General features: G+C 72.1%; 18 protein-coding genes. 4 read left to right on the plus strand and 14 right to left on the minus strand.

What is annotated here, in order from left to right; translation table 11 throughout:
* Positions 1-121: 121 nt before the first annotated feature.
* Together BM127_RS03820 and BM127_RS03825 are read left to right on the plus strand one after the other, a co-directional pair.
* Positions 122-1,501 carry a hypothetical protein gene (locus tag BM127_RS03820; protein WP_231263090.1) on the plus strand — a complete coding sequence of 460 codons (1,380 nt, stop codon included), beginning with the start codon at positions 122-124 and terminating at the stop codon, positions 1,499-1,501.
* 48 nt (positions 1,502-1,549) lie between these two features.
* Positions 1,550-2,659, plus strand: coding sequence for a Glu/Leu/Phe/Val family dehydrogenase (locus tag BM127_RS03825; RefSeq protein ID WP_091194535.1), 1,110 nt, complete (start codon positions 1,550-1,552; stop codon positions 2,657-2,659).
* Positions 2,660-3,064: 405 nt separating this feature from the next.
* Here the strand turns inward: BM127_RS03825 and BM127_RS03830 are convergent, their stop codons facing one another.
* The 13 genes from BM127_RS03830 to BM127_RS03895 all read right to left on the minus strand — a co-directional run bounded on the left by BM127_RS03830 (position 3,065) and on the right by BM127_RS03895 (position 16,293).
* Positions 3,065-3,259 carry a DUF3073 domain-containing protein gene (locus BM127_RS03830; RefSeq protein WP_091195445.1) on the minus strand — a complete coding sequence of 65 codons (195 nt, stop codon included), beginning with the start codon at positions 3,257-3,259 and terminating at the stop codon, positions 3,065-3,067.
* A 157-nt stretch (positions 3,260-3,416) separates the two neighbouring features.
* Complete coding sequence (purM, locus tag BM127_RS03835; RefSeq protein ID WP_091194538.1) at positions 3,417-4,514, minus strand: phosphoribosylformylglycinamidine cyclo-ligase; 1,098 nt, start codon at positions 4,512-4,514, stop codon at positions 3,417-3,419.
* Positions 4,515-4,551: 37 nt separating this feature from the next.
* Complete coding sequence (gene purF, locus BM127_RS03840; protein WP_091194540.1) at positions 4,552-6,084, minus strand: amidophosphoribosyltransferase; 1,533 nt, start codon at positions 6,082-6,084, stop codon at positions 4,552-4,554.
* Between the two features lie 90 nt (positions 6,085-6,174).
* Positions 6,175-6,669 carry a (2Fe-2S)-binding protein gene (locus tag BM127_RS03845; RefSeq protein ID WP_091194543.1) on the minus strand — a complete coding sequence of 165 codons (495 nt, stop codon included), beginning with the start codon at positions 6,667-6,669 and terminating at the stop codon, positions 6,175-6,177.
* A gap of 11 nt (positions 6,670-6,680) precedes the next feature.
* The gene (locus BM127_RS03850) at positions 6,681-9,050 is read right to left on the minus strand and encodes a molybdopterin cofactor-binding domain-containing protein (protein ID WP_091194545.1); all 2,370 of its coding nucleotides are present in this window, start codon (positions 9,048-9,050) and stop codon (positions 6,681-6,683) included.
* 135 nt (positions 9,051-9,185) lie between these two features.
* Positions 9,186-10,223, minus strand: coding sequence for an NAD(P)H-binding protein (locus BM127_RS03855; protein ID WP_091194548.1), 1,038 nt, complete (start codon positions 10,221-10,223; stop codon positions 9,186-9,188).
* A gap of 3 nt (positions 10,224-10,226) precedes the next feature.
* Positions 10,227-10,694, minus strand: coding sequence for an SRPBCC family protein (locus tag BM127_RS03860; protein WP_091194550.1), 468 nt, complete (start codon positions 10,692-10,694; stop codon positions 10,227-10,229).
* A 43-nt stretch (positions 10,695-10,737) separates the two neighbouring features.
* Entirely contained in the window at positions 10,738-12,087 is a 1,350-nt protein-coding gene (locus BM127_RS03865; protein ID WP_091194553.1) for a dipeptidase, read from the minus strand.
* Between the two features lie 212 nt (positions 12,088-12,299).
* On the minus strand, positions 12,300-13,109 hold the full coding sequence (locus tag BM127_RS03875) for a GNAT family N-acetyltransferase (RefSeq protein WP_198554480.1): 810 nt from the start codon (positions 13,107-13,109) through the stop codon (positions 12,300-12,302).
* 9 nt (positions 13,110-13,118) lie between these two features.
* The gene (locus tag BM127_RS03880; protein WP_231263089.1) at positions 13,119-14,006 is read right to left on the minus strand and encodes a 2-hydroxyacid dehydrogenase; all 888 of its coding nucleotides are present in this window, start codon (positions 14,004-14,006) and stop codon (positions 13,119-13,121) included.
* Positions 14,007-14,014: 8 nt separating this feature from the next.
* Complete coding sequence (locus BM127_RS03885) at positions 14,015-14,356, minus strand: sterol carrier family protein (protein WP_157829669.1); 342 nt, start codon at positions 14,354-14,356, stop codon at positions 14,015-14,017.
* Between the two features lie 102 nt (positions 14,357-14,458).
* Positions 14,459-15,343, minus strand: coding sequence for an alpha/beta hydrolase family protein (locus BM127_RS03890; protein WP_231263088.1), 885 nt, complete (start codon positions 15,341-15,343; stop codon positions 14,459-14,461).
* On the minus strand, positions 15,340-16,293 hold the full coding sequence (locus BM127_RS03895) for a helix-turn-helix transcriptional regulator (protein WP_198554481.1): 954 nt from the start codon (positions 16,291-16,293) through the stop codon (positions 15,340-15,342). The genes BM127_RS03890 and BM127_RS03895 overlap by 4 nt, the downstream gene beginning before the upstream one ends.
* A gap of 63 nt (positions 16,294-16,356) precedes the next feature.
* Here BM127_RS03895 and BM127_RS03900 point away from each other — a divergent pair, with 63 nt between their 5' ends.
* Positions 16,357-17,394: an ATP-binding cassette domain-containing protein gene (locus tag BM127_RS03900; protein WP_091195455.1), complete on the plus strand. Its 1,038-nt coding sequence runs from the start codon at positions 16,357-16,359 to the stop codon at positions 17,392-17,394.
* The gene (locus tag BM127_RS03905; protein ID WP_091194564.1) at positions 17,391-18,140 is read left to right on the plus strand and encodes an ABC transporter permease; all 750 of its coding nucleotides are present in this window, start codon (positions 17,391-17,393) and stop codon (positions 18,138-18,140) included. The genes BM127_RS03900 and BM127_RS03905 overlap by 4 nt, the downstream gene beginning before the upstream one ends.
* Positions 18,141-18,393: 253 nt before the next feature.
* Here BM127_RS03905 and purL read toward each other — a convergent pair whose 3' ends face one another.
* Positions 18,394-20,679, minus strand: coding sequence for a phosphoribosylformylglycinamidine synthase subunit PurL (purL, locus tag BM127_RS03910; RefSeq protein WP_091195457.1), 2,286 nt, complete (start codon positions 20,677-20,679; stop codon positions 18,394-18,396).
* Positions 20,680-20,724 lie beyond the last annotated feature (45 nt).

Below are 20,724 nucleotides of genomic sequence, written 5' to 3' on the forward strand. Positions count from 1 at the left end.
GCCGCCGTCGCAGGTGAACGACCGGACAACGGTTGACGGTGCGTGGCGGAACGAAATCGACGCGATGGCCCGTGGGGACCACGGCGCATGGCCCGGGTGGGTGGTCGGGGAGGATGGGCACGTGCTCCCCCGCCTCGAGGTCGTACGACGACTGCGTCCGATCGACCTGCTCGCGCCGGGGTCTCTCCGGGTCGACACCTCGTCGGGCGGGATCGTGCCCATGCCCGCCGTCGCGCCGTACGTCACGGCCGTCGCGCCCGTGCGGGAGCGCGGCTGGCTGGCGCTGCACCTCGCGGACCACCGGCTCGGCGCGTCGATCGACGACGGTTCGGTCTCTCTGACCGTCACGCGCGGGCACGGGACGCGGGAGGTGCGGAGCCGGCGGTTCCACCGGGCGGAGGACCCGACCGAGCTGGGGCTGACCCTGACCGGCTCCCACCTCACCGCCTGGACCCGCGAGCAGGGGCGGTGGGTCGCCCGGGCGCGCTTCGACCTGCGCGACCAGCTCGACGTCCGCGACGAGACGGCCCTGGCCGACCTCCGCGTGGAGCTGCCGACCTGGGGCGGCGCCGCCGGCGGCTTCGGGCAGCTGGGCCTGCGCGACGTCCGCTTCGTCAGCGAGGAGGACGGGCGACCGCTGCGCGACTGGGACGCGCTGTGGCTGACCGCGACGTCCGCCGGGCCGGGCTTCTTCGACACCGCCCACACCAGCGTGTGGCGCCTTGACCCGACCACCCTCGACGTGCAGCACACGGCCGACCTGTTCTTCCGCCGTCCGGACCGGCCGGGGGTCTTCGGCGACCACGCCACGCACCTGGTCCGCACGGCCGACGGGTGGGCGGTGGCGACCAGCACGTGGGGCGACTTCGAGACCCCGACCACGCGCGCGGGACGTCGTACGCCGTCGGGGTTGCGGGTCACCCTCGCCGAGACGGACGTCGACCTGCTCCGCGGCAGCCACGTCCTCGACACCCGCGAGCTGCCCCTGCCCACCGACGGCCTCGACTCGATCGCCACCTGGGACCCCCACCTCGTCAGGCGCGACGGAGCCTGGCTGGTCGGCTTCGTGAGCGCCCGGCGCTTCTTCGACTTCCACCCGGCGCTGGCCGGCGGCGCCTCGCTGGACGACCTGCGCCTGCTGGGAGCGGCCACCGACCGGAGCGCCACCGAGGGCACCACGCTGCTCGAGGTGGACGGCCGCATGGTCGTGCTCGCCAGCGACGGGAGGGAGTCACCGCGGAGCCTGCGGGCGCGGTTCCCGGTCTTCGACCTCGAGATGGCGGAGGTCGGGCAGCTCGACGCGCCCTACCCGACCAACCTGCCCTGGCCGTCACTCGCGCAGGTCGACGGGAGGTGGCTGATGGCGAGCTTCAACGGCACCACGGTGAGCGAGCCGCTGCTCGGCTACGGCACCCACGGCGACCTGGTGGTGATGCGGTCCGGCCCGCCCGGCGGCGATAGTCTGGACGTGAAGTCGGTCACCACCCCTCGACCGATCTGACCAGGTCCGCACACCCCGCGGCCGCGCCCACCAGCAAAGGACCACAGCATGTCTGGACCCCTCACCCAGTCAGAACTGGCCAGCTCAGGAGTCGACGTCTTCGAGCTCGGCGCCGAGCACGAGCAGGTCGTGTTCTGCAACGACCGCGCGACCGGCCTCCGGGCCATCATCGCCCTCCACTCCACGGCACTGGGCCCGGGCCTCGGCGGGACGCGGTTCTACCCCTACGCGACCACGGACGACGCGATCGTCGACGCTCTCAACCTCTCGCGCGGGATGTCCTACAAGAACGCGCTCGCCGGTCTCGACCTCGGTGGCGGCAAGGCCGTCATCATCGGCGACCCGGCCGAGCTGAAGACCGAGTCACTGCTGCGCGCCTACGGCCGGTTCGTCCAGTCGCTCAACGGCCGCTACTTCACCGCCTGCGACGTCGGCACCTCCTCCGTGGACATGGACCACATCGCCCGCGAGTGCGACTTCGTCACCGGCCGCACCGTCGCGCACGGCGGCGCGGGCGACAGCTCGGTGCTGACGGCGTACGGCGTCTTCCAGGGGATGCGCGCCGCCGCCGAGCAGCTGTGGGGCGAGCCCACCCTCGCCGGACGCACCGTCGGCGTGGCCGGCGTGGGCAAGGTCGGCCGGCACCTCGTGCGCCACCTGATCGAGGACGGCGCGCGCGTGGTCGTCACCGACGTGCACGCGCCCTCCGTCACGGCGATCCGCGAGGCCTACCCGCAGGTCAGCGCCGTCGGCTCGACCGAGGAGCTGGTCGCGAGCGAGCTCGACGTCTACGCCCCCTGCGCGATGGGCGGAGCGATCACCGACCAGGTGGTCCAGGTGCTCAGCGCGAAGATCATCTGCGGAGCAGCCAACAACCAGCTCGCCCACCCCGGGGTCGAGAAGCAGGTCGAGGAGCGCGGCATCCTCTACGCGCCCGACTACTGCGTGAACTCGGGCGGCGTGATCCAGGTCGCCGACGAGCTCGAGGGCTTCTCCTTCGAGCGCGCCCAGCAGCGCGCCACCGGCATCTTCGATACGACCCGCACGGTCTTCGAGCTCGCTCGGGCCGACGGGGTCACCACCGCGGCCGCCGCCGACCGGCTGGCCGAGCGTCGGATGCGCGAGGTCGGCCGCCTGCGCGGCATCCACCTCCGCTGAGCTGACGCTTGTGCGCACGGAGGACCCGCCGAGCTGACGCTTGTGCGCACGCAGGACCCGCCGAGCTGACGCTTGCACGCACCCAGGACCCGTCGAGCTGACGCATGTGCGCACCCACGACCGGCCGAGCTGACGCTTGCACGCACCCACGACCGGCCGAGCTGACGCTTGTGCGCACGCTCCATGCGGACAAGCGTCAACTCGGCACCGTGGCCGCGCACGCACGCGTCAACTCGGCACCACGGCGACGTGCATGAGCGTCAACTCGGCACAGTGGTGGTGCACACAAGCGTCAACTCGGCACGACGGTCACGTGCACAAGCGTCAGCTCGGCACCGTGGTGGTGCACGCACGCGTCAACTCGACGCCGTGCGGGTGAGCACAAGCGTCAAGTCGGTGTGTCAGTCAGTCTGCGCGACGACGAGGGTCGGCATAGCTCGACCACTCGTCCTCGTCCGGCTCGACCTCGGTCGGCCGGGGATGTGAATTGTCATTGCCGTGCAGCTCATTCGCCAACGCGCCGAAGTCCGTCTCGTGAGTCCGGTACTTCAGGTCGCGTGCGACCTTGGTCTGCTTCGCCTTCGCTCGGCCGCGCCCCATAGGGTCGACCCCCTCGCACACTTGGCCGGGGCCCTCGAGGACATCCTCGACGCGCCCGGTCTGATCGGTCACATATCGTGGGGTCAACGCTACCTGAGCGATGGCTGTTCCCGCACACCAAGGCCCCGTTTTTCGTCCGCTCTCGGCGAATTCGGGCTCACCAGCCCGGGTGCTGGCCCTCCAGGACCACCCGACCGCCGGACTCGCGGTCCATCCGCGCCTCACCGGCGACCCACGCCCTGATGCCGTGACCGCCCAGGAGGGCGATGGCGGTGTCGACCGACTCGGGCGCGGTGAGCGACACCATGCCGACGCCACAGTTGAGGGTGGCCTCGAGGTCGGCCTGCGACACCTCGCCCACCCGTCGTACGACGTCGAAGACCGGCTGCGGCGTCCACGTCGAGCGGTCGATGCGGACCGACAGCTCCTCGGGGAGCACCCGCTCGAGGTTGGCAGCGAGGCCACCGCCGGTCACGTGCGACATCGCGTGCGTCTCGGTGCGGTCGGCGAGGTCGAGGCAGGCCTTGGCGTAGATGCGGGTCGGCTCGAGCAGCTCCTCGCCGAGCGTACGGCCGAAGTCGTCCATGTGGCGGTCCACGGTCCAGCCCGCTCCGCCCTGGTCGGGAGAGCCGAGGAGCACGTGGCGCACGAGGGAGTAGCCGTTGGAGTGCAGGCCGCTGGCCTCCATCGCGATCACGACGTCGCCCGGGCGCACCCGGCCGGGGCCGAGCAGCTTGCTGGCCTCGACGACACCGGTCGTCGCGCCCGCCACGTCGTAGTCGTCGGGGTCGAGCAGCCCGGGGTGCTCGGCGGTCTCGCCGCCGATCAGGGCGCAGCCAGCGACGACGCACGCCTCGGCGATGCCCTTGACGATCGCCGCGATGCGCTCGGGGACGACGCGGCCGCAGGCGATGTAGTCGGTCATGAAGAGTGGCTCGGCGCCGCAGACCACGAGGTCGTCGACGACCATGCCGACCAGGTCGAAGCCGATCGTGTCGTGCACGTCCATCAGCTGGGCGATGGCGACCTTGGTGCCGACGCCGTCGGTGGAGGTGGCCAGGAGCGGGCGCTCGTAGCGGGTGAGCGCCGTCGCGTCGAAGAGGCCGGCGAACCCGCCGAGGCCGCCGATCATCTCGGGGCGGCGGGCCTTCTCGACCCACCCCTTCATCAGGTCGATCGCGCGGTCGGCCGCCTCGATCGAGACACCGGCGGCGGCGTAGGCCCCCTCGGACGGGGCAGTGGGCGACTCGGTCACGTCTCTCCTCGGGTGGCGACGGCTGGCGACGGGGCGATCAGGGATTGTTGAGGACCGGCAGCGCGCGACCCATCGTCGGCGACTGCAGCGTCGCCTCGAGCAGGTGCTTGCCGAGCAGGCTCTCGTCGGGCAGCTCCACCGGGTACTGGCCGGTGAAGCAGGCCGTGCACAGCGAGTCGCTCGCCTGCTTGGTCGAGTCGATCATCCCGTCGAGCGAGATGTAGCCGAGGGTGTCGGCGCCGACGCTGGCGGCGATCTCCTCGGGCGTGAGGCCGTTGGCGATCAGCTCGGCGCGGGTGGCGAAGTCGATGCCGTAGAAGCACGGCCACTTCACCGGCGGGCTCGAGATCCGTACGTGGACCTCCAGGGCCCCCGCCTCCCGCAGCATCCGCACCTGGGCGCGCTGGGTGTTGCCGCGCACGATCGAGTCGTCGACCACGACGATCCGCTTGCCGCGGATCATGTGCTCGAGGGCGTTGAGCTTGAGCCGGATGCCGAGCTGACGGAGCGTCTGGCTGGGCTGGATGAACGTACGCCCGACGTAGGCGTTCTTGACGAACCCCTGGCCGAACGGGATCCCGGACTCCTCGGCATATCCGGCCGCGGCCGGGGTGCCCGACTCCGGCACCGGGATCACGAGGTCGGCCTCGACCGGGAACTCGCGGGCGAGCTGGCGACCCATCTCGACGCGCGACTCGTGGACGCTGCGGCCACCGATCGTGGCGTCGGGCCGGGCGAGGTAGACGTACTCGAACACGCAGCCCTTGCGGTCCGGCTCGGCGAAGGTGTGGGAGCGCAGGCCGTTCTCGTCGATGACGACCATCTCGCCGGGCTCGACCTCGCGGACCCGACTGGCGCCGATGGTGGCGAGCGCCGCATCCTCGCTGGCGACCACCCATCCGCGGTCGAGACGACCGAGCACCAGGGGGCGGATGCCCTGCGGGTCGCGTGCGGCGTAGAGGGTGCCCTCGTTCATCCAGACGAAGCAGAAGGCGCCACGCAGCAGCGGCAGCACCTCGAGCGCGCGCTGCTCGAGCGACGTGTCGGGGTGGTGCGCCATGAGCGCGGTGACGAGGCCGGTGTCGTTGGTGGAGGTCTCCACGTCGCGGGCCTGCAGCGGCAGCTCCCCGTCGGGGTCCGGGAGGTCGCGCACCATTTCCGAGAGCTCGTGGGTGTTGATCAGGTTGCCGTTGTGGCCGAGCGCGATGGACCCGTCGACGGTGGGTCGGAAGGTCGGCTGCGCGTTCTGCCAGGTGCTGGCGCCGGTCGTGGAGTAGCGGGAGTGGCCGATCGCGATGTGGCCCTTGAGCGACTCGAGCGTCGACTCGTCGAAGACCTGCGAGACCAGGCCCATGTCCTTGTAGACCAGGATCTGGCGCCCGTTGCTCACCGCGATGCCGGCGGACTCCTGGCCGCGGTGCTGCAGGGCGTACAGCCCGAAGTAGGTCAGCTTGGCGACGTCCTCCCCGGGAGCCCACACGCCGAAGACTCCGCACGCATCCTGCGGGCCCTGGTCCTGGGGGTCGATCGCCATGGTCAGACGGCCGTCGCCGCCCTTCCGCTTGCTCATCGGCTGAGGCACGGTCCGCAGTCTACGGCCGCGGGCGCCCACGGCCGCACCGACGTCCGCGGGCGGCCGGGGCGGCTCAGGGCCACGGGCTCACATCCGGGCCGCGCCGTCCACGATCGCCTTGCGGATCCGCGTGTAGGTGCCGCACCGGCAGATGTTGCGGATCGTGTCGAGGTCGGCATCGGTGATGGTGCCGCCCTCGCGGCTGACCTTGTTGACCAGCGCCACCGCGGCCATGATCTGGCCCGGCTGGCAGTAGCCGCACTGCGCCACGTCCTGGTCGAGCCACGCCTCCTGCATCGGGTGGAGGTCGTGGTCACCGCGCTGCGAGGGCTCGACCTGGTCGGGCAGGCCCTCGATGGTCGTGATCTCGTCGTCGGCACCGAGCTTGCCCACCGGGACGGCGCACGGGTTGAACGCCTTGCCGTTGATGTGGGACGTGCACGCCTTGCACACGTTGATCCCGCAGCCGTACTTCGGGCCGGTGATCCCGAGGCGGTCGCGCAGCACCCACAGGAGTCGTACGTCGTCCTCGACGTCGACCGTGACCCGCTCGCCGTTGACGATGAAAGTCTGCTCTGGCATGTGAGTGCTCCTCAGGAGGTGAGCTCGAGGCCGTCAGTCGGCGACTGCGGGATGGGCGGCGTGAAGGGCTTGGGCTCGAAGGACAGCTGTCCGTGGTTGATCGGGAACTCGGTCGGCATGGTCCCCGTGGCTCGGGCGTAGGCGCAGGCCACCGCGGCGAACGACGCGGCGACGCCCGCCTCCCCCGCGCCACCGGGCACCGTCTCCTCGGACGGCATCACGATCACCCGCACGTCGGGCGGGGTGTTCCACTGCCGCGTGTAGAAGTAGTTGTCCCAGCTGCCCTCGAGGAAGTGGCCGTCGCGCAGGTGCATGCTGGACGTCAGCGCCAGGGCGATGCCGTCGTTGATCCCACCCTGCATCTGTGCCTCCAGCCCGCGGGGGTTGATCGCGAGCCCGACGTCGATGGCAAAGGTGACCCGCGTGACGCGCGGGCCGGTCACCGCGTTGCGGATCTCGCGACCGGTCGTCGCGGGCCGCGTGTCGATCTCCACCAGGCAGGCCGAGACGCCCTTGTACTCCTTGTGGATCGCGATGCCCTGCGCGGTGCCGGCCGGCATCGCCCTGCCCCACTCGCCGGCCTGGGCGACCGTGTCGAGCACGGCCAGGAGGCGCGGGTTGCGCTGGAACTTCCGGCGGAACTGGTAGGGGTCCATCTTCATCTTCGCGGCCAGCTTGTCGACGATCAGCTCGCCGGCGACGCGGACGTCGGGTGAGTAGATGTTGCGCATCGAACCGGTGTTGAAGCGGTCGTCGGTCTCGACGAGGGTCTGGACGACCGCGCCGAAGTCGTAGGGGACCTCCTGGGTGAGGGTGAAGATCGTCTCGGCGAAGCCCAGGTTGCCGACCCCGGCAGGCAGGTCGGCGGCCGCGGCGGTGATGATCTCGCCGAGGCCGTGGCGGAAGTCGGTCTCGACGCAGGTCAGCGACTGGTTGAAGGCCAGCACGTTGGTGCCCACGACGGTGGCCTGCACCCGGCAGGTGCCCAACGGGTGACCCCGCCCGACGCGGGCGTCGTCGGCGCGGTGCCACATCAGCCTGACCGGGGCGCCCATCGCCTGGGAGATCTCGGCGGCCTCCAGCGCGGCGTCGAAGAACAGCCGCCGGCCGAAGGACCCGCCGGCGGTGACGACGTTGACCTTCACCTTGTCGGGCGCCATGCCGAGCTTGAGGGCGATCTGCTGCTGCGCCACGATGGGCGACTTGAGCCCCGCCCAGATGGTCGCCCCGTCGGGTCGTACGTCGGCGATGGCGCTGTTGGTGTCCATCGCGGAGTTGCTGCGGAACCAGAACGTGAAGTCGCCGGAGACGGTCTGCGCGAGCGGGGTGTCGGGCAGACGGGGCATCGGGAGCTGGGCCGCGCGGACCTTCCGCAGGATCGTGGCGTCGCTCTCCCCCGCCACGGGCCCGTCCTTCCAGGCCACGTCCAGGGCGCGTACGGCGTCGATGCACTGCCCGAACGTCTCGGCGCGCACGGCGACGCCGGTGCTGACCTGGGCGACGTGGGTGATGCCCGGCATCGACTCGACCTGCGCCTGGTTGCGCACGGACACCGGGGTGCCGTTGAGCGTGGGTGCCCGGCACACCATCGTGGGCAGCGCGCCGGGGACGTCGAGGTCGGTGGTGAAGTCCTTGGCGCCGGTCACCGCCGCCACGGCGTCGACCCGGTTGGTGGGCTGGCCGACGAGGGCGAAGTCGTCCTCGCTCTTGAGCTGCACCTCGACGGCGCGGTCGCCGGAGGCCGCGGCCTTGACCGCGAGCTCGCCATAGGTGACCGAGGCCCCACCCGGCGCGGTGATCACGCCGCCCTTGGCCACGAGGCCGCCCACGGTGTCGCCCAGCAGGATCGCGGCGGCCTCGAGCAGGGCGAGGCGGGCGACCGCGGCGGCGACCCGGACCGGGGTGTAGGTCGAGATCGTGGTGTTGGAGCCGCCGGTGAGCTGGTTGAACAGCAGCTCGGGCCGGGCGGGAGCGAGGGTGACGTGGACCCTGTCCAGCGGCAGGTCGAGCTCCTCGGCGATGAGCATTGCCGTCGAGGTGGTGATGCCTTGGCCGACCTCGGCGCGTGGCAGCTCGAAGCTGGCCGTGCCGTCCTCGTTGATCGTCACCTTGATCAGGTTGGCCGTCGGTCGCGCTGCGTCGGTGAGCATGTCGTTGAGGTCGTAGACCTCGGGGATCTGCGGCACGGTGGGGATCTCGGCACCGGCGGGCGGCGCGTCGACGAGCACCAGGTCGGCGGCCGCCACGAGGGTGGCGCCGCCGAGGACGTAGCCGACGAAGCGGCGACGGTCCAGGGCGTACGGCGTCCGACCCGTCGGCTCACGGCCGGGCTCGCGGCCGGGCTCGTGTGCGGGGTCGTGGAGGTCGCTCGACGAGGGCATCCGAGAATCACCCGATCTGATCAGCCCGGCGTCCTCCCGGGTCAGAGGCCCCTCCCCAGGAACCGCCCCAACACTCTGACAGCGTCGCTGTCACGATTCAAGCCGGACGTCCGGAAGGAGAGACCTGACGGGCCCTCAGGTGTCGAGCAGCTGGGCGACGCGGTGCAGGGCGAGGCGGGCGACGGCGCGCGTGGACGCCGGCAGCGGTACGACGTCGAGGAGTGGGAACGGCCGGGCCCAGGCCGGGTCCGAGGACAGGACGGCCTCGGGTCCGTCGTACGACGGGTCGGACGCCCGGCGCACCGCCTCCTCCAGCGTGACCAGCGGGCTGCCGTTGCGCGGCACCCAGGTGTGGCCGGGGCGGCAGACCATGTCGTGGTGCAGGGACTCGATCAAGGAGGTCACCGTGTGGAACGGCGCGGTCGTGACGAGCGCCGTGGCCAGGCCCACCAGGGTGGTGGGCACGAGGAAGGCCGGGACGCGCAGGCGGGTGAGGCCGGCGCCACGGGAGCAGGCGCCCATCAGGTCGGGGTAGGCGATGACGTCCGGGCCGCCGACGTCGACGGCGCCGCTCATCGCCTCGTCCTCCAGCGCGTCGACGATCGCGCGGAGGACGTCGGAGACCGCGACCGGCTGCACGGAGCTGCGCATCCAGGTCGGCACGGGCTGGACCACGAAGAGGGTGGCGATCTGCCGGACGATCTCGAACGAGGTGGACCCGGCGCCCAGGACGACACCGGCGCGCAGCGCCACGGCGCCGACGCCGGTGCCCAGCAGGATCCGCTCGACCTCCAGGCGCGAGGTGATGTGCTCGGAGAGCTCGCTCTCCGGCACGTCCGGCACCAGCCCGGAGAGGTAGACGAGGCGGCGTACGTCGCTGTCCGCGACGGCGGCCGCCACGACCTCGGCGCCGCGGCGGTCGCGGTCGGTGAAGTCGGTGCGGTTGAGGGAGTGGACGAGGTAGACCACCGCGTCGACGCCCTTGAGCGCCGCCTCGACGGCGGTCCGGTCGGTCACGTCGCAGCGCAGCGCGCGCACGCGCGGGTCCCACCCGAAGCGCTCGGGATCGGGGACGGACGACGAGGCGGCCAGCACCTCGTGGCCGTCCTCGAGCAGGTGGGGAACGAGCCGCGAGCCGACGTAGCCGGTGGCGCCCAGGACGAGGATCCTCATGGCTCAGGCCTCCCCGAGGTGCTTGAGGAGGTTGCGGGAGAAGACGACCCCCATGTGCTTGACGACCTGCACCATGACCCGCTCGACCGCGGGGCGGGCGAGGCCCGGCAGCGGCAGCTTGCAGGCGATCTCGAGGTCGATGCTGACGTCGGTGCCGCCGTCGGCGCGGTCGGACAGGAGGTAGGTGCCCTCGACCGCCGTCATCTCGTCGGGGCGCGAGGGGTCGTGGCGGAACTGGATCCGCTCCTCGGGCTCGAACTCCATCACCTCGGTGAAGCGCGGCGCGACCGAGACGCCCAGCACCGGGATCGTGCCCATCCGCCACAGCCATTTCTCACCCTCGACGTCGATCGAGGTGACGTAGGGGGTGATCTTGGCGATGAGGCTGGCGTCGGTCAGTGCCGCCCAGACCTCGCTGCGGGGTGAGCGCAACGGCGCCGAGGACCGGTCGCGCGCAGTGAAGGTGGCCATTGCTTCACGCTACTGGCAGGGTCCGCGTCTCCTTCGACGGCGTTCAGCCCCGAGGGAGCTCCCCGAGGTTGCGCAGGAGGAACGCCTCGGCCTTGACGACCTTCTCGAACTCCGCGAGGTGCAGGCCCTCGTTGGCGCCGTGGGCGCGGGTGTCGGGGTCCTCCACGCCGGTGACCAGCACGCTGGCCTGCGGGAACGCCTCGAGGAACTCCGCGATGAAGGGGATCGAGCCGCCGACTCCCATGTCGACGGGCGCCGTGCCGTCCCATGCCTCTGCGAAGGCCGCCCGCGCGGCGTCGTACGCCGGACCGCTGGCGTCGATCTGCGTGGCCTCGCCGGTGTCGACGACCGTGGTGGTGAGGGTCGCGCCCCACGCGACGTGCTTCTCGAGGTGTGCCTGGAGGCGCTCGACGGCGTTGGCGGTCGTGTCGCCGGGGGCGATGCGCAGGCTGATGCGGCAGCGCGCGGCCGGGACGAGGGTGTTGGAGGCGCCCTCGACCTTGGGGGCGTCGAAGCCGGTGATCGACAGCGCGGGCTGCGTCCAGAGCCGCTCGACGACGCTGCCGGTGCCGATCCAGTCGACACCCTCGGCAGCACCGGACTCCGCCCGCAGGCGGGCCTCGGGATAGTCGACGTCGGCGGCCGGACCGGAGAAGAGGCCTTCGATGGCGACGCTGCCGTCGTCGTGGTTGAGGCTGGCGATGAGGCGGCTCAGGGTCATGATCGAGTCCGGCACCAGGCCGCCCCACATGCCGCTGTGCACCGCGTGCGTGAGCGTGCGGACCTCGACGTCCATCCGGACCAGGCCGCGCAGGCTCGTGGTCAGGGCCGGCTCGCCGATGTCCCAGTTGCCGGAGTCCGCGATGACGATGACATCGGCCTCGAGGCGGTCCTTGTGGGCGGTGAGCAGCTCGACGAGGGTGTCGGAGCCGACCTCCTCCTCACCCTCGATGAACATCACCAGGTTGACCGGCAGCTCGTCGCCGAAGATCCGCACGGCGCCGAGGTGCGCGGCGATGCCGGCCTTGTCGTCGGCCGCACCGCGGCCGTAGAGGCGGTCGCCGCGCTCGGTCGGCTCCCACGGCGGGGAGTCCCAGTCGGCGTGGTCGTTCTCGGGCTGGACGTCGTGGTGGGCGTAGAGCAGGACGGTCGGGGCACCCTCGGGGCCGGCCTTCCGGGCGATCACGGCCGGAGGGGCGCCGTCGTGGGCCCGGACGATCTCGGCGTCGAAGCCCTCGGCCGCGAACAGGACGCGGGTCGCCTCGGCGCTGCGCTCGACCTCGCCGGCGCGAGCCGGGTCGGCGGACACCGACTGGATGCGGACCAGGTCCTCGAGGTCGCGGCGGATACCGGGCATGACCTCGGCGAGGCGAGCGGTGATGTCGACAGTCATGTCACGACCCTAGCCGGGAGCGACGGAGTCGCTCACGGCGTGGGTCGGGAGGTTGAGCAAGCGCACGACCGAGCTCGCGAGGTCGCGACCGCCCGTCGAGACACGCGGAGCTGATCCGGGGGCGACGGAGTCGCTCACGGCGTGGGTCGGGAGGTTGAGCAGGCGCGCGACCGAGCTCGCGAGGTCGCGACCGCGCGTCGAAACCCAGCAGACTAGGCGCCGTCCATCTCGGCCCACTCGCCAGTGCGCTTCTCGAGCATCAGCTGGCGCTCGACGTCGGCGAACCCGAGGCGTCGGTAGATCCCGATGGCGTCGCCGTCGGCGTCGGCGACGATCACGAGGGTGCGTACGCCGAGCTGGTCGAGGGCGTGCTGCCCCGCACCGTGGACGACGGCCGAGGCGAGCCCCTTGCGCCGGTGCTCGGTGTGGGTCTCGACGCTCTGGAACCGGGCGACCCCGTCCTCGGTGACGAAGATGCCGGCGGTCGAGACGAGCTGGCCGTCGACGAAGGCACCGAAGCGCCGGCCGCGACCGGCATCGACCAGACGCCGCTCCTGCGCGTTCTTCTGGCGGGCGAAGGTCATGAACGACTCTTCCGAGGTCTGCGGGTAGAGCTGCTGGCTGAGGCGGGCGCGAGCCTCCCACTCCTCGTCGCCGGAGATCGGCCGGACCTCCGCCTCGACCTCCCGCGGGGCCTGCAGCGACGAGGCGGTGAGCACGGTCGCGACGTCGACCGTCAGGCCTGCGTCCTCGAACGCTGCCGTGGCCTCGTCGGAGAGATCGGCGGTGTCGATGCCGAGGCTCACGTGGTCTGCCAGCGGGAACTCGGTGTGGAACGCGCCCACCACCTCGCGCTCGCCGCCCGGGAACGGCGGCCGGGCGAGGAGGAGGAAGTTGCCCCAGAAGTACGACGGGTTGTCGGGCGAGCGCACCACGAGGTGCGTGCCGCGGTCCTCGACGACACTGCCGGAGGCGGTCAGGAGGGCCAGGTCGGTCCGAAAGCCGAGGGAGGTCACGTGCATGAGCGGAGGTTAGTGGCTGACGACGTTGATGAGCGGTTCGCCGGCCACCCTCCGACGCAGCTGGTCGCGGACGAGGGAGGAGATGCGCGGCAGCATCGCCGTCGTACCTCCCGCGATGTGCGGCGTGATGAGGACGTCGGGGGCATCCCAGAGCGGGTGGCCGTCGGGCAGCGGCTCGGGGTCGGTCACGTCGAGGGCGAAGCGCAGGCGGCCGGCGTGGCGCAGCACCGCGTCGGTGTCGACGACCGGCCCGCGGGCGACGTTGACGACGAGGGCTCCGTCGGGCAGGAGGGCGAGGGTGTCGTCATCGAGGAGCCCGCGGGTCTCCTCGCTCAGCGGCACGAGCGCCACCACCACGTCCTGCTCCGGCAGGAGCGAGGGAAGGTCGCCGATGGCCCGCACCCGGCCGACCAGGTCGTCGTCGCGCTCGCGGGAGGCGACCGCGGTGACCGATGCCTTCATCGGCAGCAGCCGCTCCGCCAGCGCCCGACCGATCGAGCCGTAGCCGAGGACCAGCACCCGCGCGTCCGCCAGGGACCGCCGGCCGGGCAACGACTGCCAGTGGCCGTGCTGGCGCACGGACTCGGGGATCCCGCGCAGGCTGGCCAGGATCAGGCCCACCGCGTGCTCGGCGGTCGCGTCGTCGTGCACCCCGGTCGCGTTGCAGAGAGTGATGCCACCGGGCAGCCGCTCGGCCACGCCGTCGTACCCCGCGCTCTGCAGCTGGACGACCTCGAGGCCCTGCAGGTCGTGGCCGCGGTCGATGACGTCGGCGCGGGTGGCGTAGTGGGGGACCCAGAACTCGACGCCCTCGGGCGCGGGCCCGTCACCGTTCCAGACGACGACCTCGACGCCGTCGACGGGGCCGACGGCCTCGGCGAGCTCGGTGGTCGACACGGCCGCCCTCACCGCGTCTCCAGCGGGAGGTAGGCCGACAGGTCCGTGCGCTCGCCGCTGGCGCGGACGGAGCCGGCATCGACGGCCTGGTGCCACGTCGTACGTCCGGTGGCCAGGGCCAGCCAGGTCTCGGCGTCGGTCTCGATCACCGCCGGCGGGGTGCCGCGCGTGTGCCGGACGCCAGGGACGACCTGGACCGCGGCGTAGGGCGGCACCCTGACCTCGACCGAGCGGCCGGGAGCGCGGTCCTCGAGGACGGCGAGGTAGTGCTTGACCAGCGCCTTCGTGTCGGCGTCGGTCGTCGCGCCGGCGAGCTGGTCGGGGGTCAGGATCTTGAGGCGGGCGGGCACGGATCGAGGCTAGCCCGACACCATGAAGGCAGTTCGCGGCCGGTCGGCAGTCGCTGAGCGTGTTCCGCGCCGGAGGGTCCGCGAACTGCCTTCATGGTGCGCTCAGGCGATGGAGTCGAGGACCTCGAGCGTCGCGGTCCACGCCTCGCTGTCGGGGTCGATCACCACGAAGTGGTCGCCCTCGACCCGGACGATCTCGGCCTGCGCGCCCGCGGCCTGCGCGTCGACGACGTAGCCCTCCGACTGCCCGAGGGGGACGATCGCGTCGTCGATCCCGTGGACGCACCAGACCGGGACGTCGAGCGGGATCTGCTGCTGCGGGTCCCACTGCGCGTCGGCGGGGCCGGGTGTGTGGCCGAGCAGCGAGGCGGCCGCGCCGCCACCGAGGCCCATCCGCTCGGACATGACCAGGTCCAGCACCCCGGCCTGCGAGATGGCGTGGGTGACAGCAACCCGCGGGTCCGCGCGGCCTGCTGCCCACACGGCCAGGTGCCCGCCGGCGGAGTGACCGAGCGTCACGACGGTGGACGTGTCGACGCCCTCGACGTCGGCCAGGGCGTCGATGGCCGCGGCCACGTCGTCAAAGGTCTGCGGCGTGCCGCCGCCGTTGCCCACGCGTCGGTACTCGATGTTCCACGCCGTCCAGCCCTCGGCCGCCAGCGAGCGGGCCAGCGGCTGGCCGAGCGTGTAGTCGTAGGCCGACTTCCAGAAGCCGCCATGGATGACCACGACCACACCCCGCGACGGCCCGTCGGGGCGATGGAGCTCGGCGAGCTGCGAGGGGTCGTCGCCGTAGGCGATCACCTCGGCGCCCTCGCCTGCCTCGGGGACGGCAGCAGATCCGGGATCGGCGGGCACGGAGGACTCCTCGGAGCAGGCGCCCAGCAGGGCGGACGGGACCAGCCCGAGGGCAGGCAGGGCGAGCAGCGTACGACGGCGCATGCCCGTGGTTCGGAGCCGAGCGCCGGATCGCTCGGTCGGGCTCACGCAGCGCCCGTCCGCGCGAACCGGGCCGCCACCTCCGCGACCCGGACCGCCAGCTCGGGCGGCGACTCGACGACGAAGTCCGCGCCCGAGCCGGCCAGGACCATGACCGGCCAGTCGAGGTCGTCGACGTTCATCTCGAGCAGGCACCCCTCGCCGTCGGGCGTGACCGTCCCCCAACGGCCCACCTGGGTCGCGAGGAGGTCGGCGGCGAGCGCCACCCGAGCGCGTACGGCGTAGCGCTGGGGCCGCTGGCGGATGCCCTGCTGCACGAAGGCGAGCGCGTCCTCAGCCGGGAGCTCGCGGGCCCGGAACCGCTGCCCGGTGGGCTCGGGATCGGAGATCCGGTCGAGGCGGAAGCTGCGCCAGTCCATCCGGTCGCGGTCCCACGCGACGAGGTACCAGCGGCGCCCCAGCGAGACCAGCCGCAGCGGCTCCACGCGACGGTGGGTCGCGTCGGCCTCGCGCGCGGTGTAGTCGAAGCGCAGCAGCTCGCCGTCGCGGCAGGCCTGCGCCAGCGTGGTCAGCACGGCTGCGTCGAAGACGGGCGCTCCCTCCCACGGGCCGGGCGACTCGGTCTGCGAGGCGACGGCATCCATCTGGCGGCGCAGCCGCGGGGGCATGAGGGACAGGACCTTGGAGAGCGCCTGCACCGACCAGTCGTCCATTCCGGCCACGGCGCCCGCTGCAGCCGTACGGAGCCCGACGGCGATGGCGACGGCCTCCTCGTCCTCCAGGAGCAGCGGTGGGAGCGACCCGCCTCCACGGAGCTGGTAGCCGCCGGCGGCGCCGCGGACCGCGTCGACGGTGTAGCCGAGCTCGCGGAGCCGATCGACGTCGCGGCGCAACGTCCGCGGGCTGACCTCGAGCCGGTCGGAGAGCTCCGGGCCCGGCCAGTAGCGGTGGGTCTGGAGCAGCGACAGCAGGCGCAGCATCCGTTCGCTCGTGCTCATGTCCCGAAGACTAATCCTCAATGCGGTCACAATCTGACCTGATGGGCTCCTAGCGTGATCGTCATGACCCACCACACACACTCCGACCATTCCTCCCCGGCGATCGTGACCCGTGGCCTGACCCGCCACTTCACCTCGCGCAAGCAGACCGTCGAGGCCGTCCAGGGCCTCGACCTCGAGATCGGGCAGGGCGAGCTGGTGGCCTTCCTCGGACCCAACGGGGCCGGGAAGTCCACGACCCTCCGCATGCTCACCACCTTGATCCCGCCCACCTCGGGCACGGCGAGCGTCGCCGGGCACGACGTGGTGACGGGACAGAAGGACGTACGCCGCGCGATCGGCTTCGTCGGGCAGGGCAACGGTGCGGGTCACCGGCAGCTCGGTCGCGACGAGCTGATCAGCCAGGGCCGGGCGTACGGGCTGTCCCACGCCGAGTCGCGCGAGCGGGCCGCGCAGCTCATCGAGGACCTCGACCTCACCGCGGTCGCCGACCGCAAGGTCTCCTCCCTCTCCGGCGGCCAGCGCCGGCGGCTCGACATCGCCATGGGGTTGGTGCACGTGCCGCGGGTGCTCTTCCTCGACGAGCCCTCGACCGGGCTCGACCCGCAGAACCGGGCCAACCTGCAGGAGCTGGTCCGACGACTCCACGCCGACAGCGGCAGCACGGTCGTGCTCACCACCCACTACCTCGAGGAGGCCGACGCGCTCGCCGACCGGGTGATCGTCGTCGACCACGGCCGGATGATCGCCGACGACTCCGCGGCCCGCCTCAAGAGCGGGCTCGGCGACCTCGTGCGGCTCGGCTACGACGACCCGTCGTCCGCTGCCCGTGCGGCCGCGCGCCTCGGGCGGGTGCCGGAGTCCAGGGTCGACGTGGACGGTGACGCGGTGTCGCTGCGCGTGAAGGACGGCTCCCGGATGGTCGGCGAGCTGCTCGCCGACCTGACCGCGGACGGCGTACCCCCGACCCGGGTCGAGGTCGCCCGCCCCACCCTCGACGACGTCTTCCTCGACCTGACCGGTCGCAGCCTGCGCGAGACACAGCAGGCCCCTTCACCCGACACCGACTCCACCGAGATCAACAACGAGGTAGCAGCATGAGCACGTTCGTCAACGACACCGTCAACGTGATGACCCGCGAGCTCAAGCCGGTCTGGCGCGAGCCCATGGCGGTCGTCTTCGCGATGATCCAGCCGCTGGTCTTCCTCGGGCTCTTCGCCCCGCTCCTGCCGGACATGGCGACCGGCGGATCCGCGCTGCAGTGGTTCGTGCCCGGCATCGTCGCCATGACCGCGCTGATGGGCGCGTCCTTCACCGGCTCCAGCCTCATGGAGGAGATGCAGTCCGGCTCGCACGAGCGCCAGCTCGTCTCCCCCATCGGTCGCCCGGCGCTGCTCGTCGGGCGCGCCCTGAAGGAGGTCGTGCCGATGCTGATGCAGGTCGCGATCATCGTCGCGGTGGTGACGCCGTTCAGCTTCGACCTGCACCTCGACGGCGTGCTCGTGGCCGCACTGCTGCTGTCGCTGTTCAGCGTCGGCGTCGGCGCCCTGTCCTTCGCCCTCGCGCTCGCGTCGAAGGGCCAGGACTGGATGTTCTGGACGGTCCAGCAGACGCTGCTGTTCCCGACGCTGCTCACCGCCGGCGTGCTGCTGCCGATCGACGGCGCCCCGCGCTGGCTCGAGGTGGTCTCCGCCCTCAACCCGATGACGTACGTCGTCGACGCCACGCGGGTGCTCTTCGCCGGGACCTACCCGTCGGACGTCGTTGCGCAGGGATTCGCCGGTGCGGCGGTCGTCGCCGCCCTCGGGCTCGTGGTCGGCGTACGGGCCATGCGCCGGTCGAGCTGACCCCTCGCCCCGCTGGTGGAGCGGGGTCCGCCGCCACCCCGCTGGTGGAGCACGGCGCCCTGGCGCAACCTTCCGCTGGTTGAGCAGGGCGCCTTGGCGCCCGTGTCGAAACCGAGGCCATCAGGTGCCTTGGTTTCGACACGCTCGCTGCGCTCGCTGCTCAACCAGCGGCGGGATGAGCTCGCTGCTCAACCAGCGGCGGTGACCCAGCGGCTGTCACCCAGCGGCGGGCACCCAGCCGGGTGCCGTCGACTCAGGCGCCGAAGACGGCCGGAAGCGTCGCCTGCCAGGCTGCCTTCGCCTCGGCGACCGGCAGGTCGAAGGCACCCTCGACGGAGAGCGTGTCGCCGCCGGTGCGCCCGAGGGGCGTGATCGGTACGCCGTGCTGCTCGGCGAGCGCGACCAGGGCGTCGGCCCGGTCGTCGGTGACCGTCACCAGTGCGCGGGCGGTCGACTCGGCGAAGAGCGCCACGAAGGCGTCGCCACCGGCGACCGAGGCCACCGAGACCGAGACGCCGATGCCGCGGCCGAAGGTCGACTCCACCAGCGCCTGCGCCAGCCCACCGTCCGACAGGTCGTGGGCGCTGGTGACGACCGCGTCACGCGACGCGTCCTGCAGCAGCGACGCGAGCGCCTGCTCGGCGCCCAGGTCCAGGCGCGGCGGGAGCCCACCGAGGTGACCGTGGACGACGTGGGCCCACTCCGAGCCGGAGAGCTCCTCGCGGGTCTCGCCCAGGAGGAAGGCCCGCTCGCCCGCGGCCTGGAAGCCGGTCGGCGTACGCCGGGTGACGTCCTCGATGACACCGAGGACCGCCACCACGGGCGTGGGCAGGATCGCCGTCTCGCCGGTCTGGTTGTAGAGGCTGACGTTGCCCCCGGTGACGGGGATGCCGAGCTCGAGGCAGGCGTCCTTGAGGCCGCGGCAGGCCTCGGCGAACTGCCACATCACGTCGGGGTCCTCGGGTGAGCCGAAGTTGAGGCAGTCGGAGACGGCGAGGGGTCGCGCGCCACCGGTGGCGACGTTGCGGAAGGACTCGGCCAGCGCGAGCTGGGCGCCGGTGTAGGGGTCGAGCTTGGCGAAGCGGCCGTTGCAGTCGGTGGAGACCGAGACGCCGAGGTTGGTGTCGGCGTCGACGCGCACCATCCCCGAGTCGGACGGCTGCGCGAGGACGGTGTTGCCCTGGACGTAGCGGTCGTACTGGTCGGTGATCCACGACTTGTCGCAGAGGTTGGGCGAGGCCACCAGCTGCAGCAGCGTCGACCGCAGCTCGCCGCCGGACGACGGGCGGGCGAGCGCCTCGGCGCCGTCGGCCTGCAGCGCGTCCTGCCAGGCGGGCCGGGCGAAGGGGCGGTGGTAGGTCGGGCCGTCGTGCGCGACGGACCGCGGGGGTACGTCGACCACGCGCTCGCCGTGCCAGTCGATGTGCAGCCGACCGCTGTCGGTGACCTCGCCGACCACGACTGCCTCGACGTCCCACTTCTCGCAGATCGCCATGAAGGCCTCGACGTCGCCGGGCTCGACGACCGCCATCATCCGCTCCTGCGACTCGCTCATCAGGATCTCCTCGGGCGCGAGCGAGGAGTCGCGCAGGGGGACCCGGTCGAGCTCGACGTGCATGCCGCCGTCGCCGGCCGAGGCGAGTTCGGAGGTGGCGCAGGACAGCCCGGCACCGCCGAGGTCCTGGATGCCGGCGATGACGCCGGCGGCGAAGAGCTCGAGCGTGCACTCGATGAGCAGCTTCTCCATGAAGGGGTCGCCGACCTGGACGCTCGGTCGCTTGGCGGGGCCACCCTCGTCGAAGGTCTCGCTCGCGAGGACCGAGACGCCGCCGATGCCGTCGCCGCCGGTGCGGGCGCCGTAGAGCACGACCTGGTTGCCGGTGCCGGTCGCGTTGGCGAGGTGGAGGTCCTCGTGGCGCAGCACGCCCACGCAGAGCGCGTTGACCAGCGGGTTGCCGGCGTACGTCTCGTCGAAGACCGCCTCACCGCCGATGTTGGGCAGGCCGAGGCAGTTGCCGTAGCCGCCGACGCCGGCGACGATCCCGGGCAGCACCCGTGCGGTGTCGGGGGCGTCGAGCGGACCGAAGCGGAGCGGGTCCATCACTGCGACCGGTCGCGCGCCCATGGCGAGGATGTCGCGGACGATGCCGCCGACACCGGTGGCCGCACCCTGGTAGGGCTCGACGAACGACGGGTGGTTGTGGCTCTCGACCTTGAAGGTCACCGCGTAGCCCTGGCCGATGTCGAGGACGCCGGCGTTCTCACCGATGCCCGCGAGCATCTTGCCGACGGGCGTCTCCTGCGGGATCTCGCTGAACTGCTTGAGGTGCACCTTGGTCGACTTGTAGGAGCAGTGCTCGCTCCACATGACGCTGTACATCGCCAGCTCGGAGCTGGTCGGGCGTCGGCCGAGGATCTCGCGGATGCGGGCGTACTCGTCGGCCTTGAGGCCCAGCTCCGCCCACGGCTGCTCGCGCTCGGCGTCGGCGGACGCCAGGGCCACCGTGTCGAGGGTGCTCGTCGCACCGGAGGTCGTCAGGCCAGAGGACCTGGGGGACGCGGACTGCGGAGCGCTCGTGTCGGG

The sequence above is a fragment of the Nocardioides alpinus genome, from assembly GCF_900112035.1.
Lineage (GTDB): Bacteria > Actinomycetota > Actinomycetes > Propionibacteriales > Nocardioidaceae > Nocardioides > Nocardioides alpinus.